Annotated in this window: 10 protein-coding genes and 1 tRNA gene; 6 read left to right on the top strand and 5 right to left on the bottom strand. The window is 61.3% G+C overall.

The annotated features are described in order from the left end of the window. Positions 1 to 89 precede the first annotated feature (89 nt). Positions 90 to 1,064, top strand: coding sequence for a magnesium transporter CorA family protein (locus tag CHU95_RS16785; protein ID WP_094457490.1), 975 nt, complete (start codon positions 90 to 92; stop codon positions 1,062 to 1,064). A 3-nt stretch (positions 1,065 to 1,067) separates the two neighbouring features. Here the strand turns inward: CHU95_RS16785 and CHU95_RS16780 are convergent, their stop codons facing one another. Further along, positions 1,068 to 2,567: a tryptophan halogenase family protein gene (locus CHU95_RS16780; RefSeq protein ID WP_094457489.1), complete on the bottom strand. Its 1,500-nt coding sequence runs from the start codon at positions 2,565 to 2,567 to the stop codon at positions 1,068 to 1,070. A 111-nt stretch (positions 2,568 to 2,678) separates the two neighbouring features. Further along, a complete protein-coding gene (locus CHU95_RS16775) occupies positions 2,679 to 5,654 on the bottom strand; it encodes a TonB-dependent receptor (RefSeq protein ID WP_165772234.1) in 2,976 nt (991 codons plus the stop codon). A 666-nt stretch (positions 5,655 to 6,320) separates the two neighbouring features. Between CHU95_RS16775 and CHU95_RS16770 the strand changes: the two genes are divergently transcribed. From CHU95_RS16770 to CHU95_RS16760, 3 genes are all read left to right on the top strand, one after another. Continuing rightward, positions 6,321 to 8,879 (top strand): glycoside hydrolase family 3 protein, encoded by a 2,559-nt coding sequence (locus CHU95_RS16770; protein WP_094457488.1) that lies wholly within the window; start codon positions 6,321 to 6,323, stop codon positions 8,877 to 8,879. Between the two features lie 240 nt (positions 8,880 to 9,119). After that, a complete protein-coding gene (locus CHU95_RS22145; RefSeq protein ID WP_133065553.1) occupies positions 9,120 to 9,347 on the top strand; it encodes a hypothetical protein in 228 nt (75 codons plus the stop codon). Positions 9,348 to 9,873: 526 nt separating this feature from the next. Further along, positions 9,874 to 11,751, top strand: a complete 1,878-nt coding sequence (locus CHU95_RS16760; RefSeq protein WP_165772233.1) for an ABC transporter ATP-binding protein — start codon at positions 9,874 to 9,876, stop codon at positions 11,749 to 11,751. A 235-nt stretch (positions 11,752 to 11,986) separates the two neighbouring features. Here CHU95_RS16760 and CHU95_RS16755 read toward each other — a convergent pair. Beyond that, positions 11,987 to 12,060: transfer RNA gene (locus tag CHU95_RS16755), tRNA-Gln, on the bottom strand. A 216-nt stretch (positions 12,061 to 12,276) separates the two neighbouring features. Here CHU95_RS16755 and CHU95_RS16750 point away from each other — a divergent pair. Continuing rightward, positions 12,277 to 13,395, top strand: a complete 1,119-nt coding sequence (locus CHU95_RS16750; protein WP_245838355.1) for a Ppx/GppA phosphatase family protein — start codon at positions 12,277 to 12,279, stop codon at positions 13,393 to 13,395. Positions 13,396 to 13,483: 88 nt separating this feature from the next. Next, entirely contained in the window at positions 13,484 to 14,203 is a 720-nt protein-coding gene (locus tag CHU95_RS16745) for an RlmE family RNA methyltransferase (protein ID WP_094457485.1), read from the top strand. A gap of 57 nt (positions 14,204 to 14,260) precedes the next feature. Here the strand turns inward: CHU95_RS16745 and CHU95_RS16740 are convergent, their stop codons facing one another. Together CHU95_RS16740 and CHU95_RS16735 are read right to left on the bottom strand one after the other, a co-directional pair. Next, positions 14,261 to 15,730, bottom strand: coding sequence for an ABC transporter substrate-binding protein (locus CHU95_RS16740; protein WP_165772232.1), 1,470 nt, complete (start codon positions 15,728 to 15,730; stop codon positions 14,261 to 14,263). A gap of 514 nt (positions 15,731 to 16,244) precedes the next feature. Next, complete coding sequence (locus tag CHU95_RS16735; RefSeq protein ID WP_094457483.1) at positions 16,245 to 17,759, bottom strand: UbiD family decarboxylase; 1,515 nt, start codon at positions 17,757 to 17,759, stop codon at positions 16,245 to 16,247. Positions 17,760 to 17,770: the final 11 nt, after the last annotated feature.

The following is a 17,770-nucleotide window of genomic DNA, read 5'->3' as shown; positions in this document are numbered from 1 at the left end:
GCGTCCGCGACGAAAACGCCCTTCCCCAGGGCGATCGGAAACGGTAAAGCCCATAGGAACAGCAGCAGTTCACGCGGGAGAGAGGGCCGATGATACGTGCCTACCGCATAGTCGAAGGTCGCAACGAACCGCTGGACGGTGTGCCGTCGGCAGAGGCCTTGCGACAGTCCTGCTGGATCGACTTGAACACCCCCAGCACGGCCGACCGGCAACTGGTGGAACAGACTTTTGGCATCGAATTGCCGACTCGCGAAGAAATGCGCGAGATCGAGCTATCCTCGCGTCTTTACCGCGAGGCCGGTGGCGCCTTCATGACAGCGACGGTGCTGTGCCGTGCCGATGCGCCCGTGCCGGAAACCATGGACATCACCTTTGTCCTGACGGGCGACACACTGATCACGCTACGCTTTGATGATCCCAAGCCCTTCTACGGCTTTCATAATCAGGTGACGAAACAAAGCGTGAAGCTGGAAAATGGCGTATCCACCTTCATCTCCCTGCTGGACGCCATCCTGGACCGCATCGCCGACGTACTGGAAGGGGCGGGCCGCGACGTGACGGCCGTCGCCCGCGAGTTGCTGATAGAGGAACATCAGGGGCATCTCAATTCCGACGAGCAGCACCGGCTGCTGAAACGGATTGCGCGTGCCCATGATCTGACGGCCAAGGCACGCGAAAGCCTTGTCACGCTGACCCGCATCATCGCCTTCACCGGCACGGTGCGCGAGCTGATCAACGACAAGGCGCTGCGCGCCCGGTTGAAGACACTCAGCCAGGATGCGCAGTCGTTGGCCGACTATACCGCCTTCCTCTCCTCCAACATCGCGTTCCAACTGGACGCGCTGCTGGGCGTGGTGGGGATCGAGCAGAATAACATTGTGAAGATTTTCTCGGTCGCAGCCGTGGTCTTCCTGCCGCCGACCCTGGTGGCCAGCATCTATGGCATGAATTTCCATTTCATGCCGGAACTGGACTGGCCCTATGGCTATCCGCTGGCCATCGCCCTGATGGTGATCTCGGTCATCGTGCCATTCCTGTATTTCAAGCGGCGGGGCTGGTTGTAACCCTCACGCCGCCGCCTGCTTGCCCAGGAACGCCTCATGCGTCGGCATGGCGTCTGCCGCCTGCCGGATGCGGGCCCGCATGGTCCCCATCCGCTCCCGCACCGCCGCCACCGGGTGCAGATCGACCAGCGGATCATAGGTTTCCGGCATGATCCCCTGCCCGATCATCACCGCAATCCAGCTTGTATCGGTGAACAGGGCGCGGGCCCGTGTCGATACCCGCCCCCGCCGGCGGAAAAGCTCGATCCGGCTTTTCAGGCTGTCGGGGATGTCCATGGTCCGGCAATGGTTCCAGAAGCTGCTGTCGGACCGTTCCGTGACATGATAATGCAGGATCAGGAAGTCCCGCACCGCCTCGAACTCCCCTTGCGCCAGGGCGTTATATTCGCGCACCTCCGCCCCGTCGATCTGCCGTCCGGGGAAAAAATCCAGCAGTTTGGTGATGCCCGTCTGGATCAGATGGATCGACGTGCTTTCCAGCGGCTCCAGGAACCCGGACGCCAGCCCCAGCGACAGGCAGTTCTTCACCCAGGCCTGTTTGCGCCGCCCGGTAACAAAGCGCAGCAGCTTCGGGTCGGCCAGCGGCTGCCCGTCCAGATTGGCCAGCAGCACCTCACGTGCCCGTTCCTCGCTGACATGGGCACTGCTGAACACATGGCCATTGCCCACCCGGTGGCGCAGGGGAATGCGCCATTGCCACCCGGCCTCACGCGCGGTGGAGCGGGTGAAGGGCGTGATGCGCCCATCGCCTGAAGATGGCACGGCCCAGGCCCGGTCGCAGGGCAGCCAGTGCGTCCAGTCCTCATATCCGGCCTTCAGTGCCTTTTCGATCAACAGGCCGGTGAACCCGGTGCAATCGATGAAGAAATCAGCGGCCAGCCGCTCTCCCCCCTCACAGATCACCGCCTCAACAAACCCGTCCTCCCCGCGCAGGGCCACATCCACCACCTTGCGGTCCAGCCGGACAACGCCCAGCCGTTCGGCATAGCGGCGCAGATAATCGGCATAAAGGCTGGCATCGAAATGATAGGCCGACCCGACCACCGACATGATGTTACGCGGATCCGTGACGGGCGCCATATAGCGGCCCTGCTCTGCCATGATGGTGCAGAGCGAATAATCCTCCAACCGACCGCCCTCGCCCATGGCATTCAGGCGCAGCCAGTACTGGTGCGTGTAATTGGCGTCCAGACTGGCGCCATGCACCCCGAACGGATGGAAATAGGAATGGTTCAGCCGGGTCCAGTCACGAAACTCGATGCCCAGCTTATAGGTCCCCTGGGTGAAGCGCAGGAAATCTGCTTCATCCAGGCCCAGCATATGGTTAAAGCCGCGAATGGCGGGGATCGTCGCCTCCCCAACCCCGACAGTGCCGATGGCACTGCTTTCCACCAGTTGGATACGGGTATGCCGCCCGACAGCACGGGCCAGCGCGGCCGCGGCCATCCACCCGGCCGTTCCCCCCCCGACAATCAGGATACTGCCCGGAAGATTGCCCGCCATGACCCGTGTTCCTCCCGCAATGGCTGCCATTCTTGGCGCCTTATTCTTTGAGCATATTTCTAAAAACCCCTCCCCCTGCTCGGGGGAGGGGCAATACGCACTGAGCCTGACTTACTCACCACCCCCCAACTTGAACCGGACACCCGCCATGATGCGCTGCGAGCCGGAGCCATAGGTGAAGGGCAGGTTATCAAACTGCAGATACTGGCTCTGGTCTTCCTTGGTCAGGTTGACCGCTTCCAGGGTCAGGCCGATCTGTTCGGTGACCTGATAACCGATCTGGGCGTCCAACTGACCATAGGCGCGGTTCCAAATACCCAGCGTGCGGTTGACCGCGCCGTCGCCGAAGCCAAAATTGCCTGCGAACGACTTGTTACGCCAAGTATAGGAGACGCGCGCCTCCAGACCCTCATACTCGTAATAGACCTGACCGTTAAAAGCGTGCTTGGCGACACCGGGAATGGGCAAGCCACTATCGAAGTCGTTGAAAATCGGCGACTTGCTGTCCGAGAACGTATAGTTCACGTTAAACCCGACACCGAAGTCAAACGCATATTGAGCCCCCAGTTCGAAGCCCTTGATCCGGCCCCCCTCGCCATTGACGGGACGCTGGATCGGGGTCTGCCGACCGCCGGCCTGGTCCATGACGAATTCGGGGCGCGTCTCGGTACCGATGAAGCTGTCCACTTCCTTCCAGAAGCCGACCGCCGACACCAGACCCTGGGTGCCGAAATAATATTCGTACCCAAGGTCAAACTGCGAGGCCCGGAACGGATCCAGGTCGGGGTTGCCCGCCGAACCGTTTGTGGCCTGGAACAGGTTGGTGGTCGGGTTGCGGGTGAAATCCACGCGGAAACCACGGCCCAGATCGAACAGGTTCTGGCGGGCAACAACGCGCGAGGCGGCGAAGCGCACCTTCTGGCCTTCATCCAGGTCGAACACCATGTTCAAGCTGGGCAGGATGTCCGTGTAGGACCGCTCGTTCGCGACCGTCTCGCTGTCACGCAACACACCGTTCCAGCTATCGGTGCCCAGATAGACCGGGTCCGGATCGGTGGCGCGGTTCTGATAGACAGTGAGGTTGGTGTGGATGAGGCGGGCGCCGACATTGATATGGTAGCCATCGCCCGGACCACCAATGTCGGCCATCAGATAACCTGAATGGGTGCTTTCCTTGACGCGGAAGCTCTCCAGCGGCTCCTCATAGAAGGCGAACGGCAGGGTCGGATACAGGGACTGGATCCATTCCGCACCATTCTTCATCTGGCTGCGATCCTGCACCAGGATCTTGCCACCGACCATGTCGCCGGAAGAGAAGAAATTGTTGATGGTTTCCACACGACCCGCGGACCCGGTGAAGGTCTGGAACGGGGTCAGGACCGGCGGGGAATTGCCGAAACGGTTGTTACAGCGGGCCGGGATGCCGGGCGTGCCAGCCGGCAACTCGCACGACTTGAACCCGATGGCACCATCCATGAAATAGCCATAGGGCGTCCATTTCTGACCAAAGCGGGTGCCGTCCAACTCGCCACGGCTGCTCAGGTTGGCCAGGTACCGTCCACGGGTGTAATCCACATCGCGCGAGGCATAGCGATAACCGGTCAACAGCGTGACGCCACCATCGGCGATGAACTCCGGATCATATTCGCCATCGGCCCGCAGCGAATAATTCTCCAGATCGGCGCGATCACCGAACACCCAGTGTGACTTGAAATAGCCATAGGCCGGGTTGGTGTAGAGGTCCGGCGTGGTCGCCAGACTGAAAGACGGCAAGGTGCCGTTATTGTTGGTGTAGTTGAAACGGTAATTGGCCGGTGCCGCTGGGTTGGCCGGACGGTGGCTGAAACCGGTCGGGCTGGCGGCATTGGCGGTGGGCACGCCATACTGCGTATAGCGGACGTCGTTGTTGGCGCTGTCCGAGAAAAGATCGGCCATGGCATAGGCGCCCCGCAGGGAGCCCCGGAAATTGCCGCCATCGTCATATTTCAGCTTCAGGCCGAAATTGTCGCTGTCGATCTTGGAATTCTGGACATAGGAAATGGCCTCGGCCGAATTCGCGATGATGGTGCCGTTGATCAGCACACCATTCTCGTCAATCGTATAAGGCCGGGTGGTGTCCAGACCGGGGCTTTCGATGGCGAACGGGAATTTCAGCGACGCTTCCGACGTCAGGATGTCCAGTTCGGAATGGAACCATTCACCCGACAGTTCAACGCTGTCGGAGAGTTGCACCGCACCGGCCAGCGAGCCACCAATCCGCTCGCGGGTCTGCTCGCGGTCAGTGACATACCGATATTCCGGGGCATAATAGTTCTTGGTGACGGTCGCCCGGTCACCACGGTCGGCAAAGCGCCAGTTGCCGCGATTCTGGCCACCCAGAACATCGGTCTGGCTGTTCTGCTTGTCATAGGACAGGGTGGCAATGAAGGCTGCCTTGTCTTCCCAGTTGTAACCGACCGCCAGAGCGCCCAACGGTTTCCAGCCGCCATCGGCGCCGGACGATTTCGCCCCACGCACGTTACCGGCGATCGTGTAGCCATGGTCCAGGACCAGCGGATTGCGGGTCTTCAGATTGATCGTGCCGCCCAAGCCGCCTTCTAACAGGCGGGCATTCGGCGACTTATAGACATCGACGCCGCCCAGCAGTTCCGACGGCACGCCTTCCAGGCTGTCATTATTGCGAGTCTGGCCTTCACCCAGCGTGAAAATCTCCAGACCGGTCAGAAAAATCTCGTCATTCAGCAGCGTGACATTCTGGTCCAGACCGCGAATGCGGACCTTGGTGCCCTGGCCATTGTCACGGTCGATCTGCACACCCGACAGGCGCTGCAGGCTCTCCGCGATGTTCTGGTCGGGGAACTTGCCCATGTCCTCGGCGGTGATGGACTCGAGGATTTCGTTGGAATTACGCTTGGTTTGCAGCGCGTTGGCCAGCGACGCGCGGAACCCGGTCACGATGATCTCGTCCAACACACTCGCATCGGACGGTTGCGCCGGCGCCTGTTGCGCCAGGGCGGGCATGGCGGTCGCCAGCGCGATGGCGGCAACGCCGCTCAGATAGAATCCAGATTTGAGCTTGACTGACATCTCTTTCCTCCCGTAAGGACTTAAGCCGATTAAGGCATTTTGCTTTATTTAATCCCCCCCAGGGGACGCACCTTTGGTGGGTCCATTCTTACCTCCTCCCTCGCGGCTCCGGACGAATTCGCCTTTTTTGGATTGATTGATCGTCCGGCGCCTACCTTGAAGAAGATTGACAGCGCAGTCAATAGCATTTGATAACGCTGTCATGATTTAACCACCACAATGGCGGCTCACTGAATACCGCTGCATTCCGCCATTTTTTCGCTGTTGCAGCAAATTTATCATTCGTTCTACGGCGCCGAACCGCAATTGACATCGCTGCCAATTGATTTTACAAAATTCGGCATGCCTGCACCCCACCTTCCCGCTAACGCTTTGCACACGATGGCGGTTTTGTGGTAGCGGTAACCCGTTCCAGGGCGATCCGACCTTCCGGATGCCCATGGGACAGCAGCACTGACAGCGTTGACATATTCGGTGTCCATCCTTTTGCGGGCTTCCGCGCCGGCAATGGTCAGGCAATCCGAAAAATTCTACGAGTTGGGCGTTGACAGCCCGTGAGGTTGATGTCATTTCATCTGACAACGATGTCAGATACAAAACGCGCCAAGGACCGCCTTTTCCGGCTTCGGCGCGACAACGAACGCAGATTGGGAGGATGCTAGAGTGATGTCGAAGCGAACCGCGCGCCTGACCCGCGCCTTTGGCCTTGTCAGCGCGATTGCCCTGCTGGGCACCCTGCCTGCGGGCGTGGCCCTGTCCGCGAACAGTCCGGCAACACCAGCGCAGACCCTGCATCCAGAGAAATGGCCCGCTGCCCAGACTCCGCGCCTGATCGATCCGGCGATTGAGAAAAAGATTGATGCGCTGATGGCGCAGATGAGCCTGGAAGAGAAGGTCGGCCAGACCATTCAGGGCGATATTTCCACGATTAAGCCCGAAGATCTGCGCAAATACCCGCTGGGATCAATCTTGGCGGGTGGTAATTCCGGTCCCGGCGGCGATGACCGTGCCTCTGCGCAGGCCTGGCTGGACCTTGCGGATGAATTCTACCGGGTTTCCATGGAAAAGAAGCCGGGCCGGGTACAGATTCCCGTGATTTTCGGCGTTGACGCGGTCCATGGTCACGGCAATATCGGCTCGGCGACCATCTTCCCGCACAATATTGGATTGGGCGCCACCCGCGACCGCGATCTGTTGCGGCGTACGGGCGAGGTCACGGCGCGCGAGATGGCCGCCACCGGCATCGACTGGACCTTCGCGCCGGCCCTGTCGGTGGTGCGCGATGATCGCTGGGGCCGTTCCTACGAAGGTTTCTCCGAGGATCCGGAGATCGTGGCCGCCTATGCCGGTGCTGTGGTGGAAGGGATTCAGGGTGTCATCGGCTCCAAGGACTGGATGAAGCCGGGCCGCACGGTGGCCACTGCCAAGCATTTCCTGGCCGATGGCGGCACCGATGGCGGGCGTGACCAGGGCGACGCCAAGATCACGGAGGAAGAACTGATCCGCCTGCACAATGCTGGCTATCCGCCCGCCATTGATGCCGGTGTGCTGACCATCATGACCTCCTTCAGCTCCTGGCAGGGCATCAAGCATCACGGCAACAAGCAGTTGATGACCGATGTGCTGAAGGGGCGGATGGGCTTCAACGGCTTCATCGTTGGTGACTGGAATGCCCATGATCAGGTGCCGGGCTGTACCAAGTTCAACTGCCCGACCTCGCTGATCGCGGGTCTGGACATGTATATGGCGTCCGACAGTTGGGAACTGCTGTACAAGAATACGCTGGCACAGGTGAAGGACGGGACCATCCCGATGGCCCGCCTGGACGATGCTGTGCGGCGTATCCTGCGTGTGAAGTTCCATGCCGGCCTGTTCGACAAGCCGGCACCGAAGGACCGCAAGGATGTCCCTGCGATCTCCACCTTGGGCAGCGCTGAAAACCGTGCCGTCGGGCGGGAAGCGGTGCGCAAATCGCTGGTCCTGCTGAAGAATCAGAACAATATCCTGCCGCTGTCGCCCAAGGCCAAGGTGCTGGTTGCCGGTGACGGGGCCGACAATATCGGCAAGCAGGCGGGCGGCTGGACCATCTCCTGGCAGGGGACCGGCAACCGCAACGATGAATTCCCCGGTGCCACCAGCATTCTGGACGGTATCAAGGAAGCGGTGGGTGCGGCCGGCGGCGCCGTCACCTATGACAAGGCGGGGGTCTTCAAGGACAAGCCCGATGTCGCCATCGTGGTGTTTGGCGAGGAACCCTATGCCGAATTCCAGGGCGATGTGGAGACGCTGGAATATCAGCCGGGCGACAAGTCCGACTTGGCCTTGCTGAAGAAACTGAAGGCGCAGGGCATCCCCACCGTTGCCGTCTTCCTGTCGGGCCGACCCATGTGGGTGAACCCGGAGATCAACGCCTCCGATGCCTTCGTCGCCGCCTGGTTGCCGGGCAGCGAAGGCAATGGTGTCGCCGACGTCCTGTTCAAGGGTGCGGACGGCAAGGTGAAGTATGACTTCAACGGCAAACTCTCCTTCTCCTGGCCCAAGACCGCCGTGCAGACGCCGCTGAACCGGGGTGATGCCAATTATGACCCCCTGTTCGCCTATGGCTATGGCCTGACATACAAAGACAAGGGTGATCTGGCGGCCCTGTCAGAGAATAGTGGCGTTCCCCCCGGCTCCGGGTCTTCCACCGGCGTGTTCTTCCGTCGTGGCGGCGCTCCTGCTCCTTGGTCGCTGGCCATCGCCGATCAGGTGGGCGACCTGCGCGTCACCACCACCACGGGCACCAGCCCTGGCAAAGTCGTGGACCTGAAGTCGGTCGATGTGGCCGCCCAGGAAGATGCCAAACAACTGACCTGGAACGGGACGGGCCGTGGGTCGTTCATTATTTCCGGCCGTGCGGTCGATCTGTCGCGGCAGTCGAACGGTGATGTCACCCTGTCGCTGCGCTACCGCGTGGATCAGGCCCCGACAGGCAAGGCCATGCTCTCCATGGTCTGCGGCCCTGATTGCCGCGCCGATCTGGACCTAACCAAGATCCTGACCGACGCCAAGCCGGGCAGCTTCCAGACCACCAAGATTTCCCTGAAATGCTTCGCCGCCGCTGGGGCGCGGATGGCGACCATCGAAGCACCCGTGGTGATCAGCACCGAGGGTCGGCTGGGCCTGACGGTCACCGATCTGAAGCTGGACGCCGATCCGGGCAACGCCGTCTGCCCGGCCAAGTGAGCCCGGTGGACCCGTTTCGTCCCCGCCGGCACGGGTGGGGACGGCGACGGTTCTCTCTCTTCTTGTCACCCCACTTCGGGCCGCCCCAACCGGGCGGCCTTTTTTTCTTTCAGCGGATTCTGCCCCAACAATGTCACAGCCTTGCCGCCGGTCGGGCACCCGCCCGTTAAGAAGCCGGCAAAGAATGATTGGCATAGTTGATGCACCGCCTGGGCGTACCAGGAGGTCATGGAGGCAAAAATGTCCAGCGTCACTGCCAGCAGCCCAAAAACTGGCGCCAGGGCCAAAAAAATGGCCGATCGCGTCATGGTCGTGGCCTTATGGACGGGCCTGCTGGCGGCCGCCTGGTCCCTGCCCATCATCGACCGCATCGCCGCCCATGCGGAGCGGGAAAAGATGGAATCCGGCTACTACTACACCCCCCAACGCCCAGCCGAGGCCTATGCCGAAGCCGCCGTGGACCAGTAACCAGCACGCGGCCGTTACGGGGGCGAAGGGTCACGGGGATACCGGCAATTGCTGACTTTCCGGCTGCACCCTGCTAGACTTGTACAATCAACACCCCCTTCATGCCTTTGTCATCATGCCCACCATCCTCCGGGGCGACCTGCGGGCTTTGGCCCATCGCGGTTGTGGGGGACAGATCGGCATGGCCACGTTGGCGATAAAGGACCAGCCGTCGATCCGATCATTGGGACGGACGGTCTCTGCTGAAACACCCCCCTTGTTTCTGTTTCATGGTGTTGCATGAACGCCGTTCTTTCGGAGCTGCCACCCCCGCACCTCCGAAATAGCGGGAACACTTCGTTCCAGGGTGTTTCACACCCCTCAGCGCCCTCCAGCCCCTGCCCGACAGGCCCCGACGCCCAAGCCCATTTGATGCGTCGGGAAAGTTTTTTCCCCGTTGACAGAATCCTAACCATACCGCATCACTTCCGATATCGGATGTATTGTGCGGTGCAGGGAGAGCCCGGCGCCGGAGATGGGGTGGAAGATGTTTGCCGCCATGTTGCGCGCCGGGATGCGCGCGGTGCGTATTGATAGTCTGGAGCGTCAGGACCAGGATTTCGCCTGGGAGGATCAGGAGCCGCCAAAGCCCTTGTCGCCAAAGCCCTTTACCTTCATCTGGGGATTGGTGCGCGAGAAATTTGCCGGCCGTCTGACCCTGATGATGCTGGCCGTTGTCATCGGTCAGGGGATTGAAGCGTTTGAGCCTTATGCCCTGAAGGCCGTGGTCGATGCTTTGACTCAGGCGACCGGTGGGGCGCCCGCCAATGATGTGTTGGGACTGGGCGTGATGGGCTGGTTTGTCATGCTGCTGGCCATCTGGCTGGGCAGCATGGGCATGTACCGCGTCTATCAGATCGTCGATATCTACACCTCGCCCTCCATCCGGGCTTTGGCGCAGAAGCGCATGTTCTCCTGGTTGCTGGGCCACAGCCCCCGCTATTTTCAGGATAATTTCGCGGGCAAGCTGGGGCAGAAGGTCAAGCAGGGCGCCAACGCCGTTCTGGGCGTGATCGAAATCCTGATGTGGGATGTGATCCGGGTCTTGGTGCTGCTGACGGTGGCACTGGCCCTGCTCTGGACGGCCTCACCGGTCTTCTCTGCCGTGCTGGCGGGATGGATGCTGGTCTATGTCGCGGTCTCCGGCTGGCTGGCCCGGCATTGCTTTACCCTGTCCGAAACGATGAGCGCGGCGGTCTCCAGTTCTTCGGGCCGCATCATCGATGCCATTACCAATGCCGACCTGATCCGCGGCTTCGCCCGCACCCTGTTCGAACGTTCCTTCCTGGGTCATTACATCAATGAGGAACGGTTTCGGTCCCGCCGGCTGCGCTGGTTCCTGGTCGTGATGCGCCTGTTCCAGATGCTGTCCATCGTGGCCCTGCTGGGGGCCCTGGTCTGGGTGGCGATCGACCGCACTATGGCGGGCGGGATGAGCATCGGGGAATTTACTCTGGTCTTCACCCTGGCATTTCAGATCTCCAACACCGTCTGGCACCTGTCGGATCGCATGCTGTCCTTTTTTGAGGAACTGGGCACGCTGTCAGAGGCGCTGGATCTGGTGTCGGCCCCGCATGAAATCACCGACACGGTGGGCGCCCCGCCGCTGCGCGTGCGGGCCGGCGGGATTGAGCTGCGGGAGGTGCATTTCAGCTTTGCTGATGGGACCAAGGTCTTTAACGGCCTGAACCTGACCGTGAAACCAGGGGAGAAGGTGGGTCTGGTCGGCCGCTCAGGTGCCGGCAAAAGTACGCTCGTTAAGCTGATCCGTCGGCAGTATGACCCGCAATATGGGCGCGTGCTGATCGACGGCCAGGACATCGCCCATGTCACGCTGCAAAGCCTGAACGAGGCGGTGGCAGAGGTGCCGCAGCAGCCGGGCGTATTCCATCGCACGGTGGGGGAGAACATCGCCTATGGCAAGCCGGGCGCCAGCCTGGACGAAATCCGCGCCGCCGCCGTGAAGGCCCATGCGGATGAGTTCATTATGAAGCGTCCGACCGGCTACGACACGATCGTGGGGGAGCAAGGCGTAAAGCTGTCGGGCGGCGAAAGGCAGCGGGTCGCCATTGCCCGCGCCCTGTTGAAGGATAGCCCTATCCTGGTCCTCGACGAGGCAACCAGTGCGCTGGACAGCGAGTCGGAGCATCTGATCCAGGAGGCGCTGTGGACCCTGATGGAAGGCCGCACCGTGATCGCCATCGCCCACCGCCTGTCCACCATCACGGAAATGGACCGTATTCTGTATCTGGAAGGTGGTCAGGTGGTGGAGGAAGGCAGCCATCATGAACTGCTGACCTTGGGGGGGCGGTACGCCCAGCTTTGGCACCGGCAGTCGGGCGGTTTCCTGGCGGCGGCGGAGTAAAGACAGCGAAGCCGGACGGGCAGAGCTGGCTATGGCGGCGACCGCCGTCGCGCGGTACGTGCCACGTAAGCCCGGCCGCGGAAGCGGCGCCGGCGGGTGAGGCACTGTAAAGCAGACCCTGCGGCTGAGGCGGGGTCGCTCGCAGGGGGCGGATCGACGGGGTCCGCTCCCTATTTTTCAAGCTGAGCGCAGACAATAAAAAAGCGCCTCGACCAAGTCGGGCGCCTTTGAAAGGTGGCTGGGGGACTAGGATTCGAACCTAGACTGGCGGAGTCAGAGTCCGCTGTCCTACCGTTAGACGATCCCCCATCCGATCCGGCATTTCGCGGTGTGGACCGCGTCTTCCGTCGGGGTGGGCGGGCTTATAGCATCGGGTTCCGGGGTTGTGAACCCCTTTCTTCACATAAAAATGCATAAGAGGGTGCATGCCCATGCTCCCTGCCCTGTCCACTGGAGGTCAAGGAAGGGCTGCTTGAACGGCGCTTGCGGGCGGGCGGGCATCGGTTACGATAGGGTGACGGTGTATTGAATATCACCCCTATCCGTTGCAGGGCGGAAAGCGGCAAGCATAAGGGATCAGGCGACGTGGATAATGGTGCGGCAGGCAGAACCGGGGTGGACCCGGCGCCAGGTGGGGCGGAAATCCCCACGGCCGACACTGCCTGCGTCAATCGCGTACCGGTGCTGGCCGCCCTGGATTTGGGGACGAACAATTGTCGTCTGCTGATCGCCAAACCCTGCCGCGAGGGCTTCCGGGTCATTGACGCCTTTTCCCGCATCGTCCGCTTGGGTGAGGGGCTGACACGCAGCGACCGGCTGTGTGACGATGCCATGCTGCGAACGGTCCAGGCCCTTAAGGTCTGCCGGTCCAAGATGGAGCGGCGGGGCGTCAGCCATCTGCGCGCCGTGGGGACCGAAGCCTGCCGCCGTGCCGATAATTGCGAGGAATTCCTGAACCGGGTGCAGGACGAAACCGGCCTGTCGATTGAGATCATCAGCCCAAAGGAAGAAGCCCGCCTGGCCTTGGCCGGTGTCGCCCCGCTGCTGGATGCCACCATCCCTTATGCGCTGGTTTTTGATATTGGCGGTGGGTCGACAGAACTGATCTGGACCGAGTTGGTGCGGGGCCGCCCGCGTGTCATCGACCAGATCTCGGTGCCGTTGGGAGTGGTGAACTTAACGGAGACCTATGGCGGCGACCGGGTCTGCCCACATGACTATCAGCGGATGATGGACAGGGTAGCCGACAGGTTGGGGGATTTTGACACCCGCAATTCCATCACCAAGGCCGTGGCGGAGGGGCGGGTCCAGATGTTGGGCGCGTCCGGCACTGTGACCACCCTGGCCGGCATCCAGATGGGGCTGGCCCGCTACGACCGCAGCCGTGTTGATGGCGCCTTCCTGGATCGGGACAAGGCGCGATCCATTTCGGAGACGTTGCTAGGCTTGGACTATATCGGTCGGGCCGGACAGCCCTGCGTTGGCCGCGACCGGGCCGACCTGGTGGTGGCGGGCTGTGCCATCCTGGATGCAATCTGGCGGCAATGGCCAGTGCCGCAGTTACGAATCGCTGACCGGGGTGTGCGGGAGGGTATCCTGTGTGAACTGGCCGCTGCGGCCCGGCACCGGCGGCGACGCGGCTAGCTGGGTTGACCAGCCGCCGCTTGTCAGCGCCTGCCAGTACAGCGATGTTACCCGCTTGATCTTCCTTATCGTTTGATGGCGTTTCCCCATGACCAAGTCCTCCGGCAACATCCCCACCGGCCGCAATCAGGCTGTGCGCGTGAAGACCGCCAAGCGGCGATCGGTGTCGTCGGCCCGCTGGTTGGAACGACAGTTGAACGATCCCTATGTCGCTGAAGCCAAGAAGCGCGGTTTTCGCAGCCGCGCCGCCTTTAAACTGCTGCAACTGGATGAGAAATTCGGTTTCTTGAAACGTGGGCAGCGCATCGTGGATCTGGGGGCCGCCCCCGGCGGCTGGACCCAGATCGCCGTGGAGAAATCGAAATCGGACAAGGGCGGTACCGGACAGGTGATCGGCATCGACCTGCTGGAGATGGAACCGGTACCCGGCGCCACCACCTTCCAGATGGATTTCACCATCCCGGAAGCACCGTCCCGTCTGAAGGCTCTGCTGCAGGGACCAGCGGATATTGTGATGTCGGACATGGCCGCTAACACCACTGGCCATACCCAGACCGATCATCTGCGTATCGCCGGCCTTGCCGAAATGGCCTATCAATTTGCAGTTGAAGTGCTGGCTCCGGGCGGCACCTTCATCTGCAAGCTGTTCCAGGGCGGGGCCGAGCGTGAATTGCTGGCCCAGATGAAGAAGGACTTCGCCAGCGTTCGCCATGCCAAACCCGCTGCCAGCCGGCAAGACAGCAGCGAGACATACCTGGTGGCCATGGGATTCCGCGGTATCACCGCCGCCAATCCAGTCGAAGAATAACCCCACACCCCGTTGACAAGGACAAAAGGGTCCCGGGGCTTCACCGGATGGTGACCGTTACAGCGATCCCGCCGTTTCGACGAGGCTGATTTCGTTCAAGCGCAGCGAGCGGTCAAGACGGGGCTGCATACGTACCCGCGACTGCGTAATCCAGGCGCTCTTTGTATGGAAAACCGGTATCCAGGCCACATTGGCATAGGCACGCTCAGCCGCCTTGCGCACCAGCATGTCGCGGGCTCTCTCCGTGCGGGCAGCACGGGCATCGGCCACCAGCCGATCGAACGCGAGGTCGGCATAACCGCCGTAGTTCCGGTCCCCAGCCAACAGACCGGCCCCCGGTCCACCTAGCAGCGTGTGTAACGTCTCAGGCATGTCGGCGGCGTTGTAGATGCGGCCCAAACAATAGAGGTCATAGTCACCGGCCCGACGCCGAGCGACGACCTGATCCGCCGTATCCTCCCGGACGTCGGTGGTGATACCGGCCTTGGTCAGGAACAAGGCGAGAATTTTGGCCACCTTATACTGTGATGGGCTGGCCAGCATACGGATACTGATCCCTTCGGGATAACCTGCCTCGGCCAAAAGGCGCCGTGCCGCCGTAGGGTCATATTCATCATCGGGAATGCTGGGCGACCGGTCAGGGGCACCGGGCAGGGCCACCTGACCGGCAGGGGTCACCAAACCGGGCATGAAGCGGCGTGACAACACATCGCGCGGGATGGCACGGCGGATCGCCTCGCGCACCCGCACATCCTGAAGGGGGGACGGTGCTGGGGTCCGCCAGTTGAACTGAAGAAAGGTGATGGATGTCGATGACATCAGATGAAAATTCACCCCACCCTTCGCATCCACGAACTCCATTGCGGCCAGAGGCGGGGCATAGACGATATCGACGGACCGATCGAGAATGCCACGGATCAGCCCGCTCTCGGTCAATCGCAGCAATTCAACCTGCGCCCAGGGTTGACGATTGTCACGATGGTTGGGATTGCGAGACAGGACCACACGGTCGGTTGTGAACTCCGTCATCTGATAGGGACCTGTACCGGCCCGCAAGCTCGGATCGGCAAAGGCAGCGCTGTCAATATGTCCAGTCCCCTCGCAGTCTGGTGATGCAAACCGCCACTGCGCACCGACGGGGGCCGACACCACAGGTATGGTGGCAACGCCCAGCGGGAACCGTTGGTCACCGTCCAACAACCGGACCAACAAGTGATGGGAATCAAGCGGCGTCAACGCCCCGACATTGCCCAAAGCCTTGGCAAAGGTGCGGGGGGCATCCGGCAGATTACGGGCCCGGCACAGGCTGAAAATCACATCGCGGGTCGTCAGCGGGCGGCCATTCTGGAACCGGACATCTCTGCGCAGCCTGAACAGCCAGCCATCATCTGTCCGTTCCCAACTTTCAGCCAGGGCCGGCAGGACCTTCGTGTGGCCGTCGGTTTCAGCCAGCCCCTCATAGACCTGGTTGTAATAGAGCCGATCACCCCAATTGAGACCATAATGGGGGTCAGGACTACGCGGCAAATCGGGGGCCCCGATCCGCAGTTCGGCTGCCGATACAGACGATGCCAGGAAAAGCACCAGGAGAAATGTAAGCGTCCAGATCAGGGAAAGCCGGGGACGGTCAGCGCCCCACACGCCTTGTCTTTCCAAACGGACCCTTCCCGATGACACCATCATTCCAGTCCCGGCAAGGACCCGATCAGTCCCGCCCAAATCAAGCCGTCCATGCGCCCGATAGCGCTATGCAAGACGAACCCACGACGGCTCGCCCGCATTCGGATGTGCCCAGGCGACTATACATTTTTCCGTCGCGGTACAGAAGACGACAAGTTCAACAGGTTCGCCTGTAACTATTCACCTCTGTCACCCGCGTCATGAAATCTCACACGAACCTGATGACCGCAGCACACACAAAGACCGTACTGCCGTCATGGGCAGGATCATCTCGCGTAACATCCCTTGTAACGGGGGTTATCCGAAGACCAACGACCTCGCGTATGTCAGACGCTCCAGGCCGCCTGCGGCCTGCCCTGCCCTAGCCTCGCCAAATGGGTTTACCGCTGCCTGGAAGGCCCAGACGGCTCCACATCTGGCTTACCTTATCCACAACAGACTGATCCATGAACAGCTTTTCGCCCCACTCGCGATGGGTTTCGGGGGGCAGCTTGTTGGTGGCGTCCATGCCGACCTTGCCGCCCAGGCCAGACTCCGGACTGGCAAAGTCCAGGTAGTCAATTGGTGTGCCCTCGATCATGGTGATATCGCGCACCGGGTCCATGCGGGTACTGACAGCCCACATTACATCTTTCCAGTCACGTGCATTGATGTCGTCATCAACCACGATCACCCATTTCGTGTACATGAACTGACGCAGGAACGACCAGACGCCCATCATCACGCGCTTGGCATGGCCCGGATAAGCCTTCCGCATCGAAACAACGGCAATCCGGTAGGAACAACCTTCCGGGGGGAGCCAGAAATCTACGATCTCTGGGAACTGCTGCTGCAAGAGCGGAATGAATACCTCGTTTAGACCTTCGCCCAGCACGCTGGGTTCGTCCGGCGGGCGTCCAGTGAAGGTGGAAAGGTAGATCGGGTCACGGCGCATGGTAATGGCAGTGACAGTGAAGACCGGGAACGGCTCAACCGAATTGTAATAGCCAGTATGGTCACCATAGGGTCCTTCATCGGCATATTCGTCCAGGCTGACATACCCTTCCAGCACGATTTCGGCCGTCGCCGGCACCTTCAGCGGCACGGTCTTGCATTCGACCAGATCCACCTTTTTGCCGCGCAGAAGCCCCGCGAATTGATACTCTGACAGGGTATCCGGCACCGGCGTCACAGCAGCCAGGATGGTGCCCGGATCGGCACCCAGCACAGCAGCGGCGGGCAACGGCTCCCGCTTGCCTGACTGTTTCCAGCGTTGATGATGTTGTGCGCCGCCACGATGCTTGAGCCACCGCATGATGGTCTTATTGCGGCCCAAGCGCTGCATGCGGTAGATGCCAAGGTTAAAGTTATCCTCCCGACTGTCAGACGGCCCCTTGGTGACAATCAGGGGCCAGGTGATCAACGGGGCCGGTTCGCCGGGCCAACAGGACTGGATAGGTAGGATCGACAAATCCACATCGTCCCCCTTCAGCACCACCTCCTGACACGGCGCTTTCGAAACGGTGCCGGGCCGCATCGCCATCACCTGTTTGGCCAGTGGCAGCAACTGAAAGGCTTCCTTCAGGCCGCGCGGTGGCTCTGGCTGCTTCAGAAAGGCCAGCGTCTCGCCGACTTGGCGCAACTCGTGCGGCTCCCGGTCCATGCCCCAGGCTACACGCTCCACGGTGCCGAACAGGTTGATAAGGACGGGCATGGGACTGCGCGTTCCGTCCTCACGAATGACATTCTCGAACAGCACCGCCGGCCCCTTCTCCGCCAGCAGTCTCGTGTGGATTTCCGTCATTTCCAGCACAGTGGAAACGGGTTCTCTGACCCGCACCAGTCGTCCTTCCTGTTCCAGGCGGGCCATGAAGTCGCGCAGCGAGGCATAGGGCATGATGGGCCTTT

Source organism: Niveispirillum lacus (genome assembly GCF_002251795.1).
GTDB classification, from domain to species: domain Bacteria; phylum Pseudomonadota; class Alphaproteobacteria; order Azospirillales; family Azospirillaceae; genus Niveispirillum; species Niveispirillum lacus.
The sequence above is the reverse complement of the archived record's forward strand: the minus strand, read 5'-3'. Positions and strand labels throughout refer to the sequence as shown.